The organism is Chitinophaga eiseniae, from assembly GCF_900167135.1.
Taxonomy (GTDB): domain Bacteria; phylum Bacteroidota; class Bacteroidia; order Chitinophagales; family Chitinophagaceae; genus Chitinophaga; species Chitinophaga eiseniae.
Window position 1 is genome coordinate 2,032,117 of sequence record NZ_FUWZ01000001.1, and the last position, 16,697, is coordinate 2,048,813.

The window sequence follows — 16,697 nt, forward strand, 5'->3', positions numbered from 1 at the left end:
AATGAGTGTCTGCAGAACAATCAATCATGTGTAGCGGTGACCCGCCTGTCCTGTCCCGATATCAGCCTTTGTTGTTGAAGTGGTTTATTTTAAATAGCCTGTAAAGTTAGTCGTCCGTATAAACCTGTATGCGAACACAGGGGACGGGCCATCTTACAGTTTGGCGGCTTTTCATGCGGCCTTTATTACCTTGTCAGTTATTGGATTGGTTGGAGCTATTTTTACAAAAGCAACGTAAAAAAAATTTGATAGTTTACTTTTTCATAATAGTAGATGTCAAAATTTAGTGTTTACTTTGCATAACTTGAAAAACCGAAAAATGCGAACCAAACCTTAAGCTATCTGACCGGAGAGTAAAGCGCCTCTATGAAAACCACCCACGCGCTACTTTACCAGATTGGACGAGCATATATTTCTTAACCGTATCTATTATTGAAACCTATGGTGAACAGATCATCATGGATTACCCCGTCATGGCTTATACTGCTGCTTGACCTTGGGTGCTCCGTCATCGCCATCAATCTTGCCTTCCTGCTCAGGTTGAATTTTGATATGGAGGCCCTCACTCCGTATCCGCTCGAAGAAATCTCCTTTATCGTATTAGGTGTCACGCTTGGCCTGTCACTGTTGCTACGTACGTACCGCGGTATTGTCCGGCATACCAGCCTGGCCGACATTGCGAACATCGCCTGCATGAACTTTGTCAGCTGTTGTATTCTTCTTACCATCGGTTACAGCCATATTCTGGATGCGGAAGTGAACTTCTTCCCATTGTCAGTGGTCCTGATCGGTTTCTTTATCTCTTCCTTCTTATTACTGTCTTACCGCCTGTTGGTGAAATGGGTATTTAAGTACTATAAAAATTTTCGCGCTGTCAACAAAACAAGGGCTGCTATTTATCATACCGGCCATAGCAGCATCATGTTGCGCAAAGCGATCAACGACAATCCGGACGCAGATATCCGCATCGTGGCATTCCTGGCGGAAACCAACGGTCACGCCGGTAAATCCATCGAAGGATTACCCGTATATCCGGCCCGTACGGGCCACTTCTTCAAAATGGCGAAACAAGGCAGGATATCCCTGCTGCTGATACCGGATGATCATCTGGATGCTCAACTGCTGAATGAACTGGTGGATGAGTGCATTATGCTGAATATTAAAGTGCAGAAGATCATTTCTGTCAACCAATGGATTGATGGTACACAAAATAAAGGTATACAGTTGAAAGACATTAATATTGAAGATCTGCTGGAAAGATCTGTCATCGATATCAAAAATGAAAAACTGGAAGAGGAGATAAGAGACAAGAGCGTCCTGGTGACCGGTGCCGCCGGTTCTATCGGCAGTGAAATTGTGCGCCAGGTCATCCGTTACCAGCCGGCTGTCATCATCCTCTGCGATAAGGCGGAATCACCGCTGCATGAACTGGAGCTGGAGATGGCGGAACTGGGAACCAGCATTCCCATCATTCCGTTTATCGGTAACGTGTGCGACAAGTCACGCATGCAACAGCTTTTCGAAGTATATGCACCGGCCATCGTATACCATGCTGCCGCCTACAAACATGTGCCCATGATGGAAAAAAATCCTTCCATCGCGGTGATGAACAATGTGCTAGGCACCAAGATCATGGCGGAGCTGGCAGTGGATTTCGGCGTGGAGAAATTTGTGATGGTGTCTACTGATAAAGCAGTGAACCCCACAAATGTAATGGGGGCTTCCAAACGTATTGCAGAGATCTTTACACAATCATTTAATAACAGGATCAACGAACAGTTCAAGAAAACCGGTCCGGTATTTGGGCTACCGCCTACCCGTTTTATTACCACCCGTTTCGGAAATGTACTCGGGTCTAATGGTTCGGTGATACCGCGCTTTAAAAAACAACTGGAAAACGGCGGACCGCTCACGGTAACGCATCCGGAAATCACCCGCTATTTTATGACGATCCCCGAAGCCTGCCAGCTGGTGCTGGAAGCAGGCGCCATGGGACAGGGCGGAGAGATATTTGTTTTCGATATGGGCAAACCCATGAAAGTGGCCGACCTGGCAAAGAAAATGATACGAATGGCAGGCAAGGAACCAGGAAGGGACATTCAGATCGTCTACTCCGGACTAAGACCAGGAGAGAAGTTGTATGAAGAACTGCTGAACAATGCAGAAAACACACTGCCTACCTATCATGAAAAAATACTGATCGCCAAAGTGCGTAGCTACGCTTTCGAGGAGGTATATGCTAAAGTCTCTCAATTGATTGAATCAGCACAGCAGCATTACCTGACACCGACCGTAGCATTGATGAAAAAACTGGTGCCGGAATTTATCAGTAAGAATTCGGCCTACGAAGAACTGGATAAGGATAAAATAAAAATGTAATCATTCCGCAGTAAAGGTTACACCGCCAGCGCACACCATTGCCTGGACAGGGCCTTTATTGCCTTAAAAATCGAGAGTTAAAACATGAAGTTTTTCACCCGGGAACAAGGAGCACTGCTCTGTTTGATGAAGAAACGCGGATGGACCTGGCTGATGATAAGCATTGTCAGTATGTGCCTATTCTCCTGTGCAACGCCAAAAAACATTACTTACTTCAAGGATGTACCAGACTCCCTGCAGAACAAGGAAGTGGATAAGGCGCTGTACAAAACACCTGTCATCCAGGTGGATGATATCCTGCAGGTAAGTATCCAGACACTGGACCCTGCCGCCACAACGTTGCTGAACCAGCAGAACACCGCCAGCTGGCCGGTGACCGGTACCCCCGGCACGTCTACGGCACCCACCTCCAGCGGCGTTGCCGGCTATCTGGTGGATAAAGAAGGATATATCACCCTGCCACTGATCGGCAAACTGCTGGTAAAAGATAAATCTACCACGCAGGTCCGGGATGAAATCAAAACAAAAGCAGCGGAATACTATAAAGATCCGGTGGTAAACGTACGACTCGCCAACTTCAAAGTGACCGTACTGGGCGAGGTTGCCCGGCCCTCTACTTACGTAATGCCTAACGAGAAAGTTACCTTACTCGACGCACTGGGCATGGCGGGCGACCTTACCATTTACGGGAAAAGGGAAAATGTGTTGCTGATCAGGGAAAAAGATAATAAAAAGGAATTTGTAAGATTCAACCTGAATAATAGTAATCTGTTTGCTTCTCCCTACTACTATTTGCAACAGGGAGATGTGGTATATGTTGAACCGAACAAGTCAAAGATCGCTTCAACAGACGGTGCAAGACTACGTAACATCACCATCGTGTCTTCCGCCCTGTCTGTTCTGATTGTACTTCTGACGAGAGTTAAATTCTAATTTTTTAACACTTTTGCATGCAGCACGAAAACACTTATTCAAAAGGACAGGGCCATTTAAATGGTCACGCCGGGCCCCAGGAGCCGAATGACAGCGTATTGGACCTGCGCAGTATCCTCGATAAGGTATTGTCCAACTGGTATTGGTTTGTGCTATGCGGCATCATCACTGTGGCGCTGGCATGGGTGTATCTGCGTTATGCTACACCCAACTATCTGATCAATGCAAAAATACTGGTACAAGACCAGCAAAAAGGTGGCAATATCCCCGGGGAAGAACTGTTTCAGCAACTGGAACTGTTCTCCAACAAAAGCAACGTGGACAACGAGGTGGAAATCATCAAGTCGCGCTCCCTCATGGAAAATGTGGTGAGAAAACTGGACCTCAACGTACGTTACTTCACGGAAGGCCGTATTAAACAAACGGAACTGTTTGCCAAACGCCCTTTCTCCATGCACTGGCTGTCGCTCAACGATTCTATCACCGCCATCGGCTATACGCTCAGCCCGCAGGGTACCGACAGCTTCTCGCTCAACCGCGATGATCTCAGCATTACCCGCGCCTGGGGAGATACCCTTCGTTTGCCCGAAGGCGTTATGCTGGTAGAACGTCACCACCAGATAGATACCGTTGCTGCAGAATACCAGGTGAACGTCGTATCTATCGATGCGGCTACTGCGGACATGATGACACAACTGAACGTCAGCATTCCAAACAAACAGGTGAGCACCATCGATCTGGCGCTGACCACCACCATTCCGGAGAAAGGAGAGAAAATCCTCAATACCCTGGTAGATGCCTACCGCCAGGCCAGTGTGGAAGATAAAAACCGTATCGCGGACAGCACCATCGACTTTATCGATAAACGCCTGCAGATCGTGAGCTCCGAATTGCTGGGCGTGGAAAAAAATATTCAGCAGTTTAAACAGGACAACCAGCTGGCTGACCTGTCTGAACAATCCAAACTGCTGGTGTCCGGCTCCGGCGACAACATGAAACAGTTGACCGACGCACAGGTAAGACTAAACGTGATCAACTCCATGGAAGAATATATCCGGGACGAAAAGAACAACAAAAGGGTGGTACCGTCTTCCATGATCGTACAGGACCCGACGTTCGTAGGCCTGGTGGAAAAATACAATACGCTCCAGCTGGAAAGGGAAAGACAGCTGCTGGCCAGCACACCCACCAACCCGGTAGTGGTGAACATGGACCGCCAGCTGGCAGGCATCCGCGGAGACCTGCTCAGTAATATCCAGTCCTTCAAAAAAGGCGTGGAACTGAGCATTGAAGAGCTGCAACGCAATAGTAGCGCTATCTCCCAGCGTATCCGCAAAGTGCCGGCTGCTGAAAGGGTATTCCTCGACTTCTCCCGCCAGCAGGCCATCAAACAGGACCTGTATGTGTTCCTGCTGAAGAAAAGAGAAGAGTCAGCGATCTCCAAAACGTCCAACCTGGCCATTGCCCGGGTTATCGACCCCGCTAAAAGCGATGCACGGCCTTTCAAACCGAAAAGAATGCTGGTATACCTGCTGGCACTGATGGCTGGCATGGGCATCCCGGCCTTGTGGATATACCTGCGCGGTTTGCTCAATACCCGCATCCAGGGCAGGGAAGATATCAAAGGGCTTACACCGGTGCCGGTACTGGCAGAAATCGGGCATAGCGCTGACAGGGAAGGCATGGTGATCAACAGGGAAGGCGGTACTCATGTGGCCGAACAGTTCCGCGCCCTCCGTACCAACCTGCAGTTTATCCTGGCAGGTAAACAGGAGAAAACAGTGCTGCTGACATCCAGCATGAGTGGCGAAGGCAAGTCCTTCGTGGCGGTAAATCTCGCCGCCGTACTGGCTTACTCCGGCAAAAAAGTAGTGCTGCTGGAGCTGGACCTGCGTAAACCGAAAATATCTGAAGGCCTCGGCCTTAGCAACCATACCGGTTTTAGCAGCTATGCTATCGGAAGGGCGAGCATCAACGATATCGTGCAGCCCTCCGGTATACACGATAATCTAAGGGTGATCTCTTCCGGGCCTATTCCGCCTAATCCGGCTGAACTGATGCTGCTCGAATCCACCGAACACCTGTTTATAGAGCTGCGCCGCTACTTCGATTATATCATCATCGATACCGCGCCGGTAGGACTGGTGACAGATGCCCAGCTGCTGGGCCGCTTCGCCGATGCAACGCTCTATCTGGTAAGACAAGGCTACACTTTCCGTCAACAGCTGGAAATATCCAAAGACCTGTATCTGTATGACAAAATGCCGAAAGTGAACCTGGTGATCAACGATGTGAAAGCCTCCAGGTCCTCCGGCTATAGCGGCTACGGGTATGGTTACGGTTATGGCTACGGCCAGGAGAACGGGCAGAAAAAAGGCATCAAAAAATTAAAATCGCTCATAAACAATTAACCTTCATTTCAAGACAAAGTAAATTACTATGGCTGTGGATACCAGAATTGCAATTATCGGATTAGGATATGTAGGCCTGCCGCTGGCAGTGGAATTCGCCAAAAAATACAGGACTGTTGGCTTCGATATTAACCAGTCACGTATCAAAGCGCTCAGAGAAGGGCATGACCATACGCTGGAAGTAGCGGACGAAGACCTGAAAAAAGTACTCGTAAAAGATACACAGGCGCCCCAGGGATTGTATTGTTCCAGTAACCTGGATGATATCCGGGACTGCAACTTTTACGTGGTGACCGTGCCTACGCCGGTAGATAAACACAACAGGCCTGACCTCACACCACTTTACAAAGCCAGCGAAACAGTTGGTAAAGTGCTGAAAAAAGGAGATATCGTCGTGTATGAGTCTACCGTATATCCGGGTGTAACAGAAGATGAATGTGTACCAGTCCTGGAAAGAGTGTCCGGCCTGAAGTTCAATGCAGATTTTTTTGCTGGGTACTCTCCGGAAAGGATCAACCCGGGTGACAAAGAGCATACTGTAGCCAAAATATTAAAAGTGACTTCCGGCTCTACACCTGAAGTAGCAGAAAAAGTGGACCAGCTGTATAAATCTGTTATTATTGCTGGTACTCATAAGGCTGCCAGTATCAAGGTAGCTGAGGCTGCGAAAGTGATTGAGAATGCACAGCGTGATATCAACATCGCCTTCGTGAATGAACTGGCTAAAATTTTCAACCGCCTGGAAATCGATACAGACGAAGTACTGCAGGCTGCAGGCACTAAATGGAACTTCCTGAAATTCCGTCCGGGGCTCGTAGGTGGTCACTGTATCGGGGTTGATCCTTACTACCTGTCACAGAAAGCACAGGAAGCGGGTTATCATCCTGAAATCATCCTTGCCGGCCGCCGCCTCAATGACGGTATGGGTGAATTCGTGGCGCATGAAGTCGTGAAACTGATGGTGAAAAAAGATATTCCTGTAAAAAATGCGAATATCCTCGTACTGGGCATTACCTTCAAAGAAAACTGCCCGGATGTACGCAATACCAAAGTGGTGGACATCCTCAAAACACTGAAAGACTACCAGACCAATATCACCGTGTACGATCCATGGGCTAATCCTGAGGAAGTGCATCATGAATACGGCTGGCGCTCCGTGCAGGACCTGGGAGATGGTTGTGAATACGATGCGGTGGTACTGGCCGTAGCTCATCACCAGTTTAAGGACCTTACTTTCGATAAAATCTGTAAAAAAGCAAGGGTTATTTATGATGTGAAAGGTATGCTGCCCAAAACAGCGGTAGACGCCAGATTATAATAACGCCTTAAAATACTGTATGTACGAAATACCTTATCATAAGGACGAACTGTCGCAGTACAGTTTCCTGATCACCGGGGGAGCCGGTTTTATCGGCTCCAACCTGGTGGAGTACCTGTTGAAATATAATGCCGGTAAAGTAAGGGTGCTGGATAATTTTTCCACCGGCAGCCGGGAGAACCTGGAAACATTCCTCGGTCATCCCGCTTTTGAACTGGTGGAAGGAGATATCCGTAACATCGAAGATTGCCGCCGGGCTGTTACGGGGATGGACTACATCTCCCATCAGGCGGCGCTGGGTTCTGTGCCCCGCTCTATCAATGATCCTATCACAACCAACGAAGTGAACATCAGTGGTTTTCTGAACATGCTGGTGGCTGCCCGGGATGCGGGTGTAAAACGTTTCGTGTATGCAGCCAGCTCCAGCACTTATGGAGATCATCCCGGTCTCCCCAAGGTGGAAGAGCTGATCGGCAATCCGCTGTCGCCCTACGCTGTGACCAAATATGTGAACGAATTGTATGCAAACGTGTTCTCCCGCGTGTATGATTTTCATGCGGTGGGACTCCGGTATTTCAACGTGTTCGGTCCCCGCCAGAACCCACGAGGCCCCTACGCCGCCGTGATACCCCTGTTCATCGAAGCCGCTATCAGACAGCAGGCGCCGGTGATCAACGGGGACGGGGAAACCAGCCGGGACTTCACCTTCGTGGAAAATGCCATACAGGCGAATATTAAAGCATTGCTGGCAACGGACATCCATCGCAGCGAAATTGTCAATATCGCAGCGGGTGAACGGACCACGCTGAATGAGTTGTGGAAACATATCTCCCATATCAGCGGTATTCATATCGATCCGGTATACCAGGCAGAACGGAAAGGAGACGTGAAACACAGCCTCGCCAACATCGGCAGGGCAGAGGAGCTGCTGGGCTACCAGCCGGCTTTCACGGTACTCAATGGACTCAATATCGCGATGGATTGGTACCGCCAACACACCGTCTGAAAAACCTGAAGGCTATGAGAGTATTAACCATTGTAAGCAAACTGGATATCGGTGGTATCGAGAAAACGCTGCTTTCATGCCTGCCTTTTCTCAAAAAAGAAGCCATTCAGCTGACCATCTGCTGTTACGCGAAAGGCGGGCACCTGGAACAGCAGTATAAAGATGCCGGAACGGAGATCATCTATTTCAAAAGGAGCAAAGTCCCTTTTAATGACGCAACACAGCTGTATAACATACTGAAAAGCGGTAAATACGATGTGGTGCACAGCAGGTTCGGATTTACCTCGGGCGGTTTTGCGCTGGCCTGTAAAAAGCTGTCAATACCGTTTATCGTATCGGTACACAGCGAAAGGTATTTCGCCAAACCTAAAAGGGAAAACTCGCGGCTGCTGTCGGCCGTCACCCAGGCTTACCTGGGACTGCACAAACGACTGACACTGCGTTACGCGACCCGTATCATCGGCCATTCCAAAACCAATCTGCAGTACTATACTGCGGGCAACAGGAATGCCGCTTCTGACAAGTTTCAGTTGATCTACAACGGCATCGACTTTACCAAACTGGCCGGTAATTCCCCCGCACTGGGAGATGAAGCGGCACAGTTTGTGGCTGACAGCCATTGTACTTTTCTGCATATCGGCAGTTTCCGGGAACCGAAAAATCATCTCTATCTGATCGATTGTTTCAAAGCCCTGAACCCGCTGAAAGAAAAATATAAGTTGATACTGGTCGGAAACGGCTCGCTCTTTGAACAGGTAAAACGTAAAGTAATGCTCGAAGGACTGGAAAGCTGCGTATTTTTTGCCGGCGTAGACCAGAACATTACCAAATACCTGCTGATCGCCGACCTGTTCTTTTTCCCTTCTATCTATGAAGGGCTGGGCAACGTACTGATTGAAGCGCAATATATGAAAGTGCCGGTTTGTGCTTCCGGCCTGCAGCCACATCACGAGGCTACCCATGAATACTATCATCAGTATTTCTTTGATCCTTATGATGTGCAGGATGGCTGCACCAAACTGAAAAACATTATCCGCAATATCCGCGAGAAAAAAATAGGAGAGGAGGTGACCGGACGGGCGCAACAGTTCGTCATGGACAACTTCACCATAGAGCGGATGGCGGGAAACCTGGCGACGGTCTATAAAACGATCGGCAGCCGGTAACCATATCAGGAATTATTAATTCTTTATTGAAAAGTGCCTAAGAATTCTTTCATAAAAGACCTTGCCAGTGTGTTCACCAGCAGAGTGGCCTCCCTCGTTCTGGGCCTCGGTACCTCCATCGTTACAGCGAGGTACCTAGGCCCGGAAGGCAACGGGGTGAGTGCCGCATTGCTCGTATATCCCAGCCTGTTTATGGCTATCGGCGCACTCGGCGTACAGCAGTCTACCACCTACTTCGTAGGGCAGAAAAAATATGATCTCAAAGAAGTATATGGCGCTGTACTCGCCACCTGGATCTTCACCAGCCTCGTAGGTATCATCAGTAGTTTCCTGCTGATCAAGTATTTCACCAAAGGCGACTATCCGAATATCCTGATCTTCTGGGCCCTGGCGGCGATACCGTTTTCACTGTACACTACCTACAGCTCGGGGATTTTCCTCGGGCAACAGAATGTAAAGGAGTTCAACCGCATCAACTGGGTCCCGGCGATCATCAACCTGTCCTTTACTTTCCTGCTCACCGGCGTTTTTCACTTTGGGGTGGCAGGGTATATGGCGGCTACTTTCCTCGGCGTGTTCTTCCTGTCGTTCCTGGTGGTGTACAAGATCCGGCAGAGTATACCGGTAAGGCCGCGGTTCAACGGAAAAATCATCAAAGGGCTGCTGAGTCTCGGCGTGATTTATGCCGGTACCACCCTCATTGCCAGCCTCAACTACAAAGTGGACGTAGTGCTGCTGGAGAAATGGTCCAACGCCCATGAGCTGGGTATTTATTCCAAAGGCGCTATACTGGTAGAGATGTTGTGGCAGATACCGGCTATCCTGAGTACCATCATTTTCTCCCGGAGCGCCGGCGCCAAAGATCCTGCGGAATTTTCACTGAAGGTATGCCGCCTCCTGCGTTTCGCACTGATATTAATCCTGTTGATCGCAATCGCTTTTTATTGCCTTTCTGATTTTGTGATCGGACTGATGTATGGTCCCGCTTTTGCGGAGAGCTCCAAAGTATTGAAAATACTGATGCCGGGCGTATTGCTCATGATCATCTACAAAGTACTGTATATGGACATCGCCGGCAAGGGAAGGCCCTGGATGTCGATGGAAGCCATGATACCGGCGGTGATTGCCAACGTGCTGCTCAACTACTGGTGGATTCCCAAATACGGCGCCAGCGGCTCCGCCATGGCTTCCACAGTGAGCTACTCCATTGCAGCATTGGTGTTCCTGGTACTTTACTCCGTGCATACACGTATACCGATAAAGAAAATATTTACTTATACCCGCGAAGACAGAGAATTTGCGATGGGCATTGTGAATAAGCTCAGGGGGAAAATCGCTCCGCAGCCCAAGGCTACGGCGCCTGTTCCCAAAGAACCGTCGGAAGAGTCAGTAAATATCTAAATATCCAAATAACAAAATATCTCAATGAATTGGCTTGATATAGACAGAAAAACGTATAAACCTGTTGCCTGGTCCCTGGCAGTGGTATTGCTCATTTCGTGCTCACCCTTTTTCAGCATGGGTGGTAATGCAGCTTACCTGATACTGGGATCTACCGGCATCTATTTTCTGTTTTTCGCCAATTGCCTGGCGCGCCGCCAGGCCCGTTTGACCAACCGGAATCTGAATTACTTCCTCATATCTTTTATCCTCCTGCTGTATCTGTTTTTCCCGATACGGCAATATGACCGGCTGGTAGTTGCCGCGGTGTGGCTGCTGGTATTTCTGACGGTGGTGATGCTGGATACCGTGATACTGCTGATGGCCGCCCGTTACTTCGCGAATATCATTTTCGTGATAGCGCTGCTGGCGCTGCTGGTGTTTGCGGTGAAACTCATCGGGGTGGACCTGCCTTTCTATCCTTATGAAACAGGTGCCACCGGCTCTAAATCGTTGTTTTTCATTTACCCGGGAACGGCAGTGTTACAGGGTCAGGAATATGCGGTCTTTGGCCGTTCGTTGTTCCGCATCAGTGGTATTTTCTCCGAACCGGGCCACTTTGGAATGATCTCTGCGATCGTGTTGTTCATGAACCCGGAAATTCTCAGTAAGCGGAAGCGTACCGTTATTACCATAGCGGCCCTGCTTACCCTTTCCATGGGTTTTTATGTACTGTTTGCAGGCCTGTGCATGTACCGTTTCCGTTTTTCGCAGAAGCAGGTGGTGGGCATTGCCGTGCTGGCGGTATTGGGATTTATCGCTTTCTCCGCCATGCCGGCCGATTTCCTGGACAGGTTCTTCCTCAACAAGGTAAGCTCCAACCAGGATGTGCTGGATGCCCGTACCAGCGCCGAGTTCTCCCGGTTCTACGACCACTTTACCCGCTACGATATCAATCTTTTCGGTGGTGGAAGGACCATTACGGAGAACTTTGAGGTGACCTCTTCCGATTACCGCTCTTTCCTGCTGAAGTACGGATGGGTGGGAATCACATTATACCTGGTGTGGTTTTTTGTGATGACCTACGGTAGAAAAAAACAGGTGGTATTGCTGGCTTTTTTCTTTTTCGCGGTGGTGTTTGTGCACCGCTCGTGGCTGGTGGATTATCTTATTTTCCTGTTCGCCGTATACTTTATTCCGATATCCTATGAACTAGCCATAATGCCTAAACGCAGTAAACTACCGGAGCCGCAGGACAAGCGCCTGCATTGGTATCCGGGCTGATGCCGGGCATATGGAAAACAGATGATTGAAAAACCGATTGTTAACAGTGAAATGTTAAGTGTGATGACCATATCCAAAACCGGCGCCCTGTTCAGCAGCCTTTCTGTATTTGTCATGTCCTGCATGGCACAGGGCGGTGATCTCGATTATAACGGGAAAAAATTTGTTTTTACCAGCGTTCCTGCTCAATATAATGTTGCCGCTTCTTCTGCCGTTAAAGCGAAGGTAAATGCCGGCATTCAATCGGCCACTGACCTGACGACGTTGTTGCCTGCCGGTTATAAAAAGGATGGCTCGGTGGACTATACTGATTATCTGCAACGCGGCCTCGACAAAAACAGGAACGTCGTGTTTCCCGATTTTCCGGTGCTGATCAGCAGCAAAGGGCTGACAGTCAGCAGTAACTCGAACCTGTATTTTAAGCCCGATTCCAAACTGATCATGCAACCCAATAACCTCGACCGGTTTGAAATGTTACGGGTCCACGGCGTCAGCAATGTCAATATCTACAATGCGAACCTCGTGGGCGACCGCAAAGGCCACCTGGGCACCACCGGCGAGCATGGTGTCGGTATTGCGCTGCGTTCAGCCAAAGACGTTAATATCTACAGTCCCCGTATCTCCAGCTGCTGGGGAGATGGCATCTACATCGGCTGGCGTACCCGCGACGTGGTGGATGGCCATTACATTCCCAGCGATAACATCAATATCTACAACGGTGTCATTGATTTTAACCGCAGAAACGGCATCTCTATCGTATGCGGCCGCAATATCAATATCCGGAATACCACTATTGCCAATACTTACGGCACCTTGCCGATGAGTGGCATTGATATCGAGCCCAATGAACCAAAGGATATTATCAATAATATCACCATCGACAGTGTCACGACTTACAATAACGCCCGGGACGGTATCCTGATCGTACTAACAAGGTTACCGAAAAACAACGGCAACGCCACTACGAACATTGTGGTGAAAAATCATGTGGACGACGGCTCCTACAGCGCCTTCCGGCTAGGGTCCGGTTTCCGGAAAACCGACCGGGAAATGACGGGGCAGATTTCCGTGATAGATCCGGTATGGAAAAACAATGAAAAACCCTTCCGTTTCCGGAGCAATTACCAGATGCTGCCGGTCACGAAGTTTAAAAATATCAAAGTCATGGGCGGTCCTGCCGGCGCGGGCGGAAAGGCGGCGCGTAACGCTGTGCAAAGTTTCAGCGCGCCGGTGCAGAATGCCGGCCAGGATGCGGTAAAAAAAATCAGGGCTGGCTTAAGTAAAGAAAGTAAAATCAGGATAGAAGACAAATAAACCACGAATCAACATTATTATGGCAAAATTGCTTGTACATGCATGGGTGGTGCACAGGGAAGGGGGAAAGTATTATTTGCCCTATACGCACTGGGTGTATCTGAAAGAGATTGTAAAATACTATGAAGAGGTATGCCTGATGTCGCCGGTGCAGCAGCATACAGACAAAAGTCCTAAGAGCCTGATGGACATTGGCTGTTTTGATAACGTAAAAGTATATGCGTTACCGTATTCGCCCAACTATGTGAGGGCGGTACCGCATTTCCCGGCTTATCTCAAGGCCTATCGCAAACTCAAACACTATGATGAAGTATACGCCCGTTATCCGGTGCCCTTCGGATGGCTGGGTAAATTTTTCTTTAAAGGGAAAAAAAGGATCGTGCATTTCGTGGGCGACCCGGTAGACGCTGCCAGGACCAACCCCAACTTCAGCCGGTTGAAAAAGTTTACCATGATCACCCTTTTCATGCCAGAACATTCAGCCTATATGTGGGCTTGCAAAGGAGCATCGGTATTTACCAATGGTCATCATCTCAGGGATAAACTGACCGGCTGGGGCATTCAGGCGAAAGCTGTTATTTCTTCCACCCTCAACGATGCGGATTTCTATCCGAAGGAAATCAACGGCATCAGCGAAGAAGGACCTAAGCTGCTGTATGTGGGATACCTGCGTAAAGCGAAAGGTGTGGAGACAGTTATCCGTTCTTTTCAGATCGTGCAACGGAAATATCCCGGCTCCCGCCTGACGGTGGTCGGCTCCGGCGAGTTCGAACGCGAACTGAAAGACCTCGCCGCCGTATTGCACCTTGACGGGCATATTCACTTTGCCGGTCACGTCGATAACCGGGAAGAACTGAACAACTATCTGCGCTCTCATGACATTTTCTGCTTCGCCAGTTTGTCAGAAGGGTCGCCCCGCGTGATCCTCGAGGCCATGGCCAACAGCCTCACGGTGGTTAGCACCCCCGTAGGCTCCCTGCCCAATGTGTTTGAGGATAAACAGGACATCCTGTTTGCAGATTTTAACGATCACGAAGCTTTTTACCACCGCGTAGACACGCTGGTGAAAGATAACACATTAAGACGGCAACTGAGTGACAACGCCTACCGCAAAGTAAGAGGATTCACCATAGAAGGATTTATTAAAAGCATTTTCAATGAAGGTTAAAATTTCTATCCTATACTCCTGGCTGGTGAAGATGATTACCTTCCTGCTGCCTAACATACCTGTATGCATGCGTTTCAGGGGATTCCTGTATTCGCTGATGATGAAGGGGTGCGGCCGCAATTTCCAGGTAACGTCTACGGCTGTACTGAATTCCCTCGCCGGACTGGAAGTGGGCGATAACGTTTATATCGCGCATCATACCGTATTGATCGGTATCGATATTGCCATCGGCAATGAAGTGATCATTGGTCCCAATTGTATTATCTCTTCCGGCAACCATACCTTTTTAAATAACTCTTACCGTTATGGTAAATCCCTGCGGCGGCCGGTGAAAATCGGCGCCGGTTCCTGGATTGCGGGCAACTGCTCCGTGCTGGGCGGCAGCATACTGCCGGAGCGCTCTGTGTTGGGCGCCGGTGCAGTACTCAATAAAAAATACGATACGGCAGATGGTTTGTATGGCGGCATTCCTGCAGTATTCATAAAAAAAATGCGATGAGGATACTTTATATACATCAATATTTTGCCATGCCAACCTCCTCAGGAGGTACCCGTTCCTATGATCTGGCCACCCGGTTCGCCAAAGCCGGGCATAAAGTAGTGGTAGTCACCACCAGCTCCTTTCTGAAACAGTATACGTTCACTGATACATGGACGGTGATGGAGGTGGATGGGGTGGAGCTGCATGTGCTCAACCTGGAGTACAGCAACAAAATGAGTTTCGCCAAAAGAGCGCTGACCTTCGTGCAGTTTGTGGCAAAGTCCACCATGCGGGTATTAAAACTACAGGGGGATGTAGTGCTGGCTACCAGCACGCCCATTACCATTGCGGTACCTGCCATGATTAAACGCACCCTGCATAAGGTGCCCTATATTTTTGAAGTGCGTGATGTGTGGCCCGAGGTGCCCGTCGCTATGGGCATTATCAATAATAAATTACTGGTAAGCCTGTTGAACCGCTTCGAAAAACGCATCTATAGAAGAGCGGCGCATATCGTACCGCTGTCGGATGACATGAAGCGCTCCATCGAAGAGCGTACGGCCGTCCCCGTGAAGAAGCTGTCTGTCATCCCCAACATATCGGAAGTAGTGCGGTTCGGCAAGTACGATACCGGCAAAAGTATCCTGAGCGGGCTGCTCGGGTTTACGCCGGAGAAGACAGTGCTCTACGCAGGCACGCTGGGGATGGTGAACGGGCTGCGTTACCTGGCAGACCTGGCGGCACACATGCTGCGCCTGGATGACAGCGTAAAGTTTGTCGTTTTCGGCGATGGCATGGAGAAAGCAGCACTGTTAAAATACGCGGAAGAAAAGGGGGTACTGGGCAACAACCTGTTTTTCTTTGACCCCGTACCTAAATCACAGCTGTCACAATTGTATTACGAATGTACCATTGCCAGTTCGTTTGTAATACCGGTGCCGGAGCTGTGGGCCAATTCGGCCAACAAGTTTTTTGACTGTCTTGCTGCCGGCAGGCCTATCCTGATTAACCACCGGGGCTGGCAGGCCAATGTGATAGAGCAGGAGAACGTAGGATTTGTGATGCATTACGATACGGCCGATATGCCCGTAGAGGCAAGGCGGTTTGCTGAATATATCAATGATAAGCCGCTGTTGCAACAGCAGCAGGCAAAAGCGCTGTTGCTGGCGCAGCAACGTTATTCGCTGGACATTGCCGCAGGCGCTTACCTTAAAATTCTCGACCATGTTGTATCGTAGTTTTCTGAAACGCTGGCTGGACATGCTGGTAGCTTTTACCGCACTGTTGCTGTTGTCGCCGGTATTTATCGTGGTAACGGTCCTGTTGTTTATTGCCAACAGTGGAAAACCGTTCTTCCTGCAGCCGCGTCCTGGCCTTAAGGGCCGGGTGTTCCGGGTGATTAAGTATAAAACGATGAATGATAAAAAGGCGCCTGACGGCAATCTGTTGCCCGATGAAGCGCGATTGACCGCTGTGGGTAAGTTCGTCCGCAAAACATCGCTCGATGAAATTCCTCAGCTGATCAACGTGCTCAAGGGAGATATGAGCCTCATTGGTCCGCGTCCGCTGCTGGTAGATTACCTGGAACTGTATTCGCCGCAACAGGCCCGGCGTCATGAAGTAAGACCGGGTATTACAGGCTGGGCACAGGTGAACGGTCGTAATGCCATCAGCTGGACACAGAAGTTTGAACGGGATGTGTGGTATGTGGACCACCTGAGCTTTCAGCTCGATGTAAAAATCCTGTTCATGACCGTTATCAAAGTATTTAAATCAGAAGGTATTTCACAGGCAGGACATGTATCGTCGGAGCGGTTCACCGGAAAAGCGAATGCCTGAATTTTAACTATATTAAAT

At 49.3% G+C, this 16,697-nt stretch carries 13 protein-coding genes; all 13 read left to right on the forward strand.

Annotated elements, in window-relative coordinates; all coding sequences use genetic code 11:
- Positions 1-441 precede the first annotated feature (441 nt).
- Entirely contained in the window at positions 442-2,379 is a 1,938-nt protein-coding gene (locus tag B5D63_RS08425; RefSeq protein ID WP_235021483.1) for a polysaccharide biosynthesis protein, read from the forward strand.
- Between the two features lie 84 nt (positions 2,380-2,463).
- Positions 2,464-3,312 (forward strand): polysaccharide biosynthesis/export family protein, encoded by an 849-nt coding sequence (locus B5D63_RS08430; protein ID WP_235021484.1) that lies wholly within the window; start codon positions 2,464-2,466, stop codon positions 3,310-3,312.
- Positions 3,313-3,329: 17 nt separating this feature from the next.
- Complete coding sequence (locus B5D63_RS08435) at positions 3,330-5,723, forward strand: GumC family protein (RefSeq protein WP_078668266.1); 2,394 nt, start codon at positions 3,330-3,332, stop codon at positions 5,721-5,723.
- Positions 5,724-5,751: 28 nt separating this feature from the next.
- Positions 5,752-7,041, forward strand: coding sequence for a nucleotide sugar dehydrogenase (locus B5D63_RS08440; RefSeq protein WP_078668267.1), 1,290 nt, complete (start codon positions 5,752-5,754; stop codon positions 7,039-7,041).
- Between the two features lie 19 nt (positions 7,042-7,060).
- Positions 7,061-8,047, forward strand: coding sequence for an SDR family oxidoreductase (locus B5D63_RS08445; protein ID WP_078668268.1), 987 nt, complete (start codon positions 7,061-7,063; stop codon positions 8,045-8,047).
- Positions 8,048-8,061: 14 nt separating this feature from the next.
- Positions 8,062-9,213, forward strand: coding sequence for a glycosyltransferase (locus B5D63_RS08450; protein WP_078668269.1), 1,152 nt, complete (start codon positions 8,062-8,064; stop codon positions 9,211-9,213).
- A 33-nt stretch (positions 9,214-9,246) separates the two neighbouring features.
- Positions 9,247-10,614, forward strand: coding sequence for a flippase (locus B5D63_RS08455; RefSeq protein WP_078668270.1), 1,368 nt, complete (start codon positions 9,247-9,249; stop codon positions 10,612-10,614).
- Positions 10,615-10,638: 24 nt separating this feature from the next.
- Positions 10,639-11,877, forward strand: coding sequence for a hypothetical protein (locus B5D63_RS08460; protein ID WP_078668271.1), 1,239 nt, complete (start codon positions 10,639-10,641; stop codon positions 11,875-11,877).
- 63 nt (positions 11,878-11,940) lie between these two features.
- Positions 11,941-13,191 carry a right-handed parallel beta-helix repeat-containing protein gene (locus B5D63_RS08465; RefSeq protein ID WP_078668272.1) on the forward strand — a complete coding sequence of 417 codons (1,251 nt, stop codon included), beginning with the start codon at positions 11,941-11,943 and terminating at the stop codon, positions 13,189-13,191.
- Positions 13,192-13,210: 19 nt separating this feature from the next.
- On the forward strand, positions 13,211-14,359 hold the full coding sequence (locus B5D63_RS08470) for a glycosyltransferase family 4 protein (protein WP_078668273.1): 1,149 nt from the start codon (positions 13,211-13,213) through the stop codon (positions 14,357-14,359).
- Positions 14,349-14,858 carry an acyltransferase gene (locus B5D63_RS08475; protein WP_078668274.1) on the forward strand — a complete coding sequence of 170 codons (510 nt, stop codon included), beginning with the start codon at positions 14,349-14,351 and terminating at the stop codon, positions 14,856-14,858. Before B5D63_RS08470 ends, B5D63_RS08475 begins: the two co-directional genes overlap by 11 nt.
- A gap of 29 nt (positions 14,859-14,887) precedes the next feature.
- Positions 14,888-16,078, forward strand: coding sequence for a glycosyltransferase family 4 protein (locus B5D63_RS08480; RefSeq protein WP_159455941.1), 1,191 nt, complete (start codon positions 14,888-14,890; stop codon positions 16,076-16,078).
- A complete protein-coding gene (locus B5D63_RS08485) occupies positions 16,065-16,679 on the forward strand; it encodes a sugar transferase (RefSeq protein WP_317044762.1) in 615 nt (204 codons plus the stop codon). The genes B5D63_RS08480 and B5D63_RS08485 overlap by 14 nt, the downstream gene beginning before the upstream one ends.
- The last annotated feature ends 18 nt before the right edge of the window (positions 16,680-16,697 follow it).

What these genes read in the sequence shown, in the direction of transcription:
- B5D63_RS08445 (WP_078668268.1), top strand. Translation starts at nt 7,061, where the DNA reads ATGTACGAAATACCTTATCATAAGGACGAACTGTCGCAGTACAGTTTC.
- B5D63_RS08440 (WP_078668267.1), top strand. Translation starts at nt 5,752, where the DNA reads ATGGCTGTGGATACCAGAATTGCAATTATCGGATTAGGATATGTAGGC.
- B5D63_RS08470 (WP_078668273.1), top strand. Translation starts at nt 13,211, where the DNA reads ATGGCAAAATTGCTTGTACATGCATGGGTGGTGCACAGGGAAGGGGGA.
- B5D63_RS08480 (WP_159455941.1), top strand. Translation starts at nt 14,888, where the DNA reads ATGCCAACCTCCTCAGGAGGTACCCGTTCCTATGATCTGGCCACCCGG.
- B5D63_RS08430 (WP_235021484.1), top strand. Translation starts at nt 2,464, where the DNA reads ATGAAGTTTTTCACCCGGGAACAAGGAGCACTGCTCTGTTTGATGAAG.
- B5D63_RS08475 (WP_078668274.1), top strand. Translation starts at nt 14,349, where the DNA reads ATGAAGGTTAAAATTTCTATCCTATACTCCTGGCTGGTGAAGATGATT.
- B5D63_RS08465 (WP_078668272.1), top strand. Translation starts at nt 11,941, where the DNA reads ATGACCATATCCAAAACCGGCGCCCTGTTCAGCAGCCTTTCTGTATTT.
- B5D63_RS08450 (WP_078668269.1), top strand. Translation starts at nt 8,062, where the DNA reads ATGAGAGTATTAACCATTGTAAGCAAACTGGATATCGGTGGTATCGAG.
- B5D63_RS08460 (WP_078668271.1), top strand. Translation starts at nt 10,639, where the DNA reads ATGAATTGGCTTGATATAGACAGAAAAACGTATAAACCTGTTGCCTGG.
- B5D63_RS08435 (WP_078668266.1), top strand. Translation starts at nt 3,330, where the DNA reads ATGCAGCACGAAAACACTTATTCAAAAGGACAGGGCCATTTAAATGGT.
- B5D63_RS08425 (WP_235021483.1), top strand. Translation starts at nt 442, where the DNA reads ATGGTGAACAGATCATCATGGATTACCCCGTCATGGCTTATACTGCTG.
- B5D63_RS08485 (WP_317044762.1), top strand. Translation starts at nt 16,065, where the DNA reads ATGTTGTATCGTAGTTTTCTGAAACGCTGGCTGGACATGCTGGTAGCT.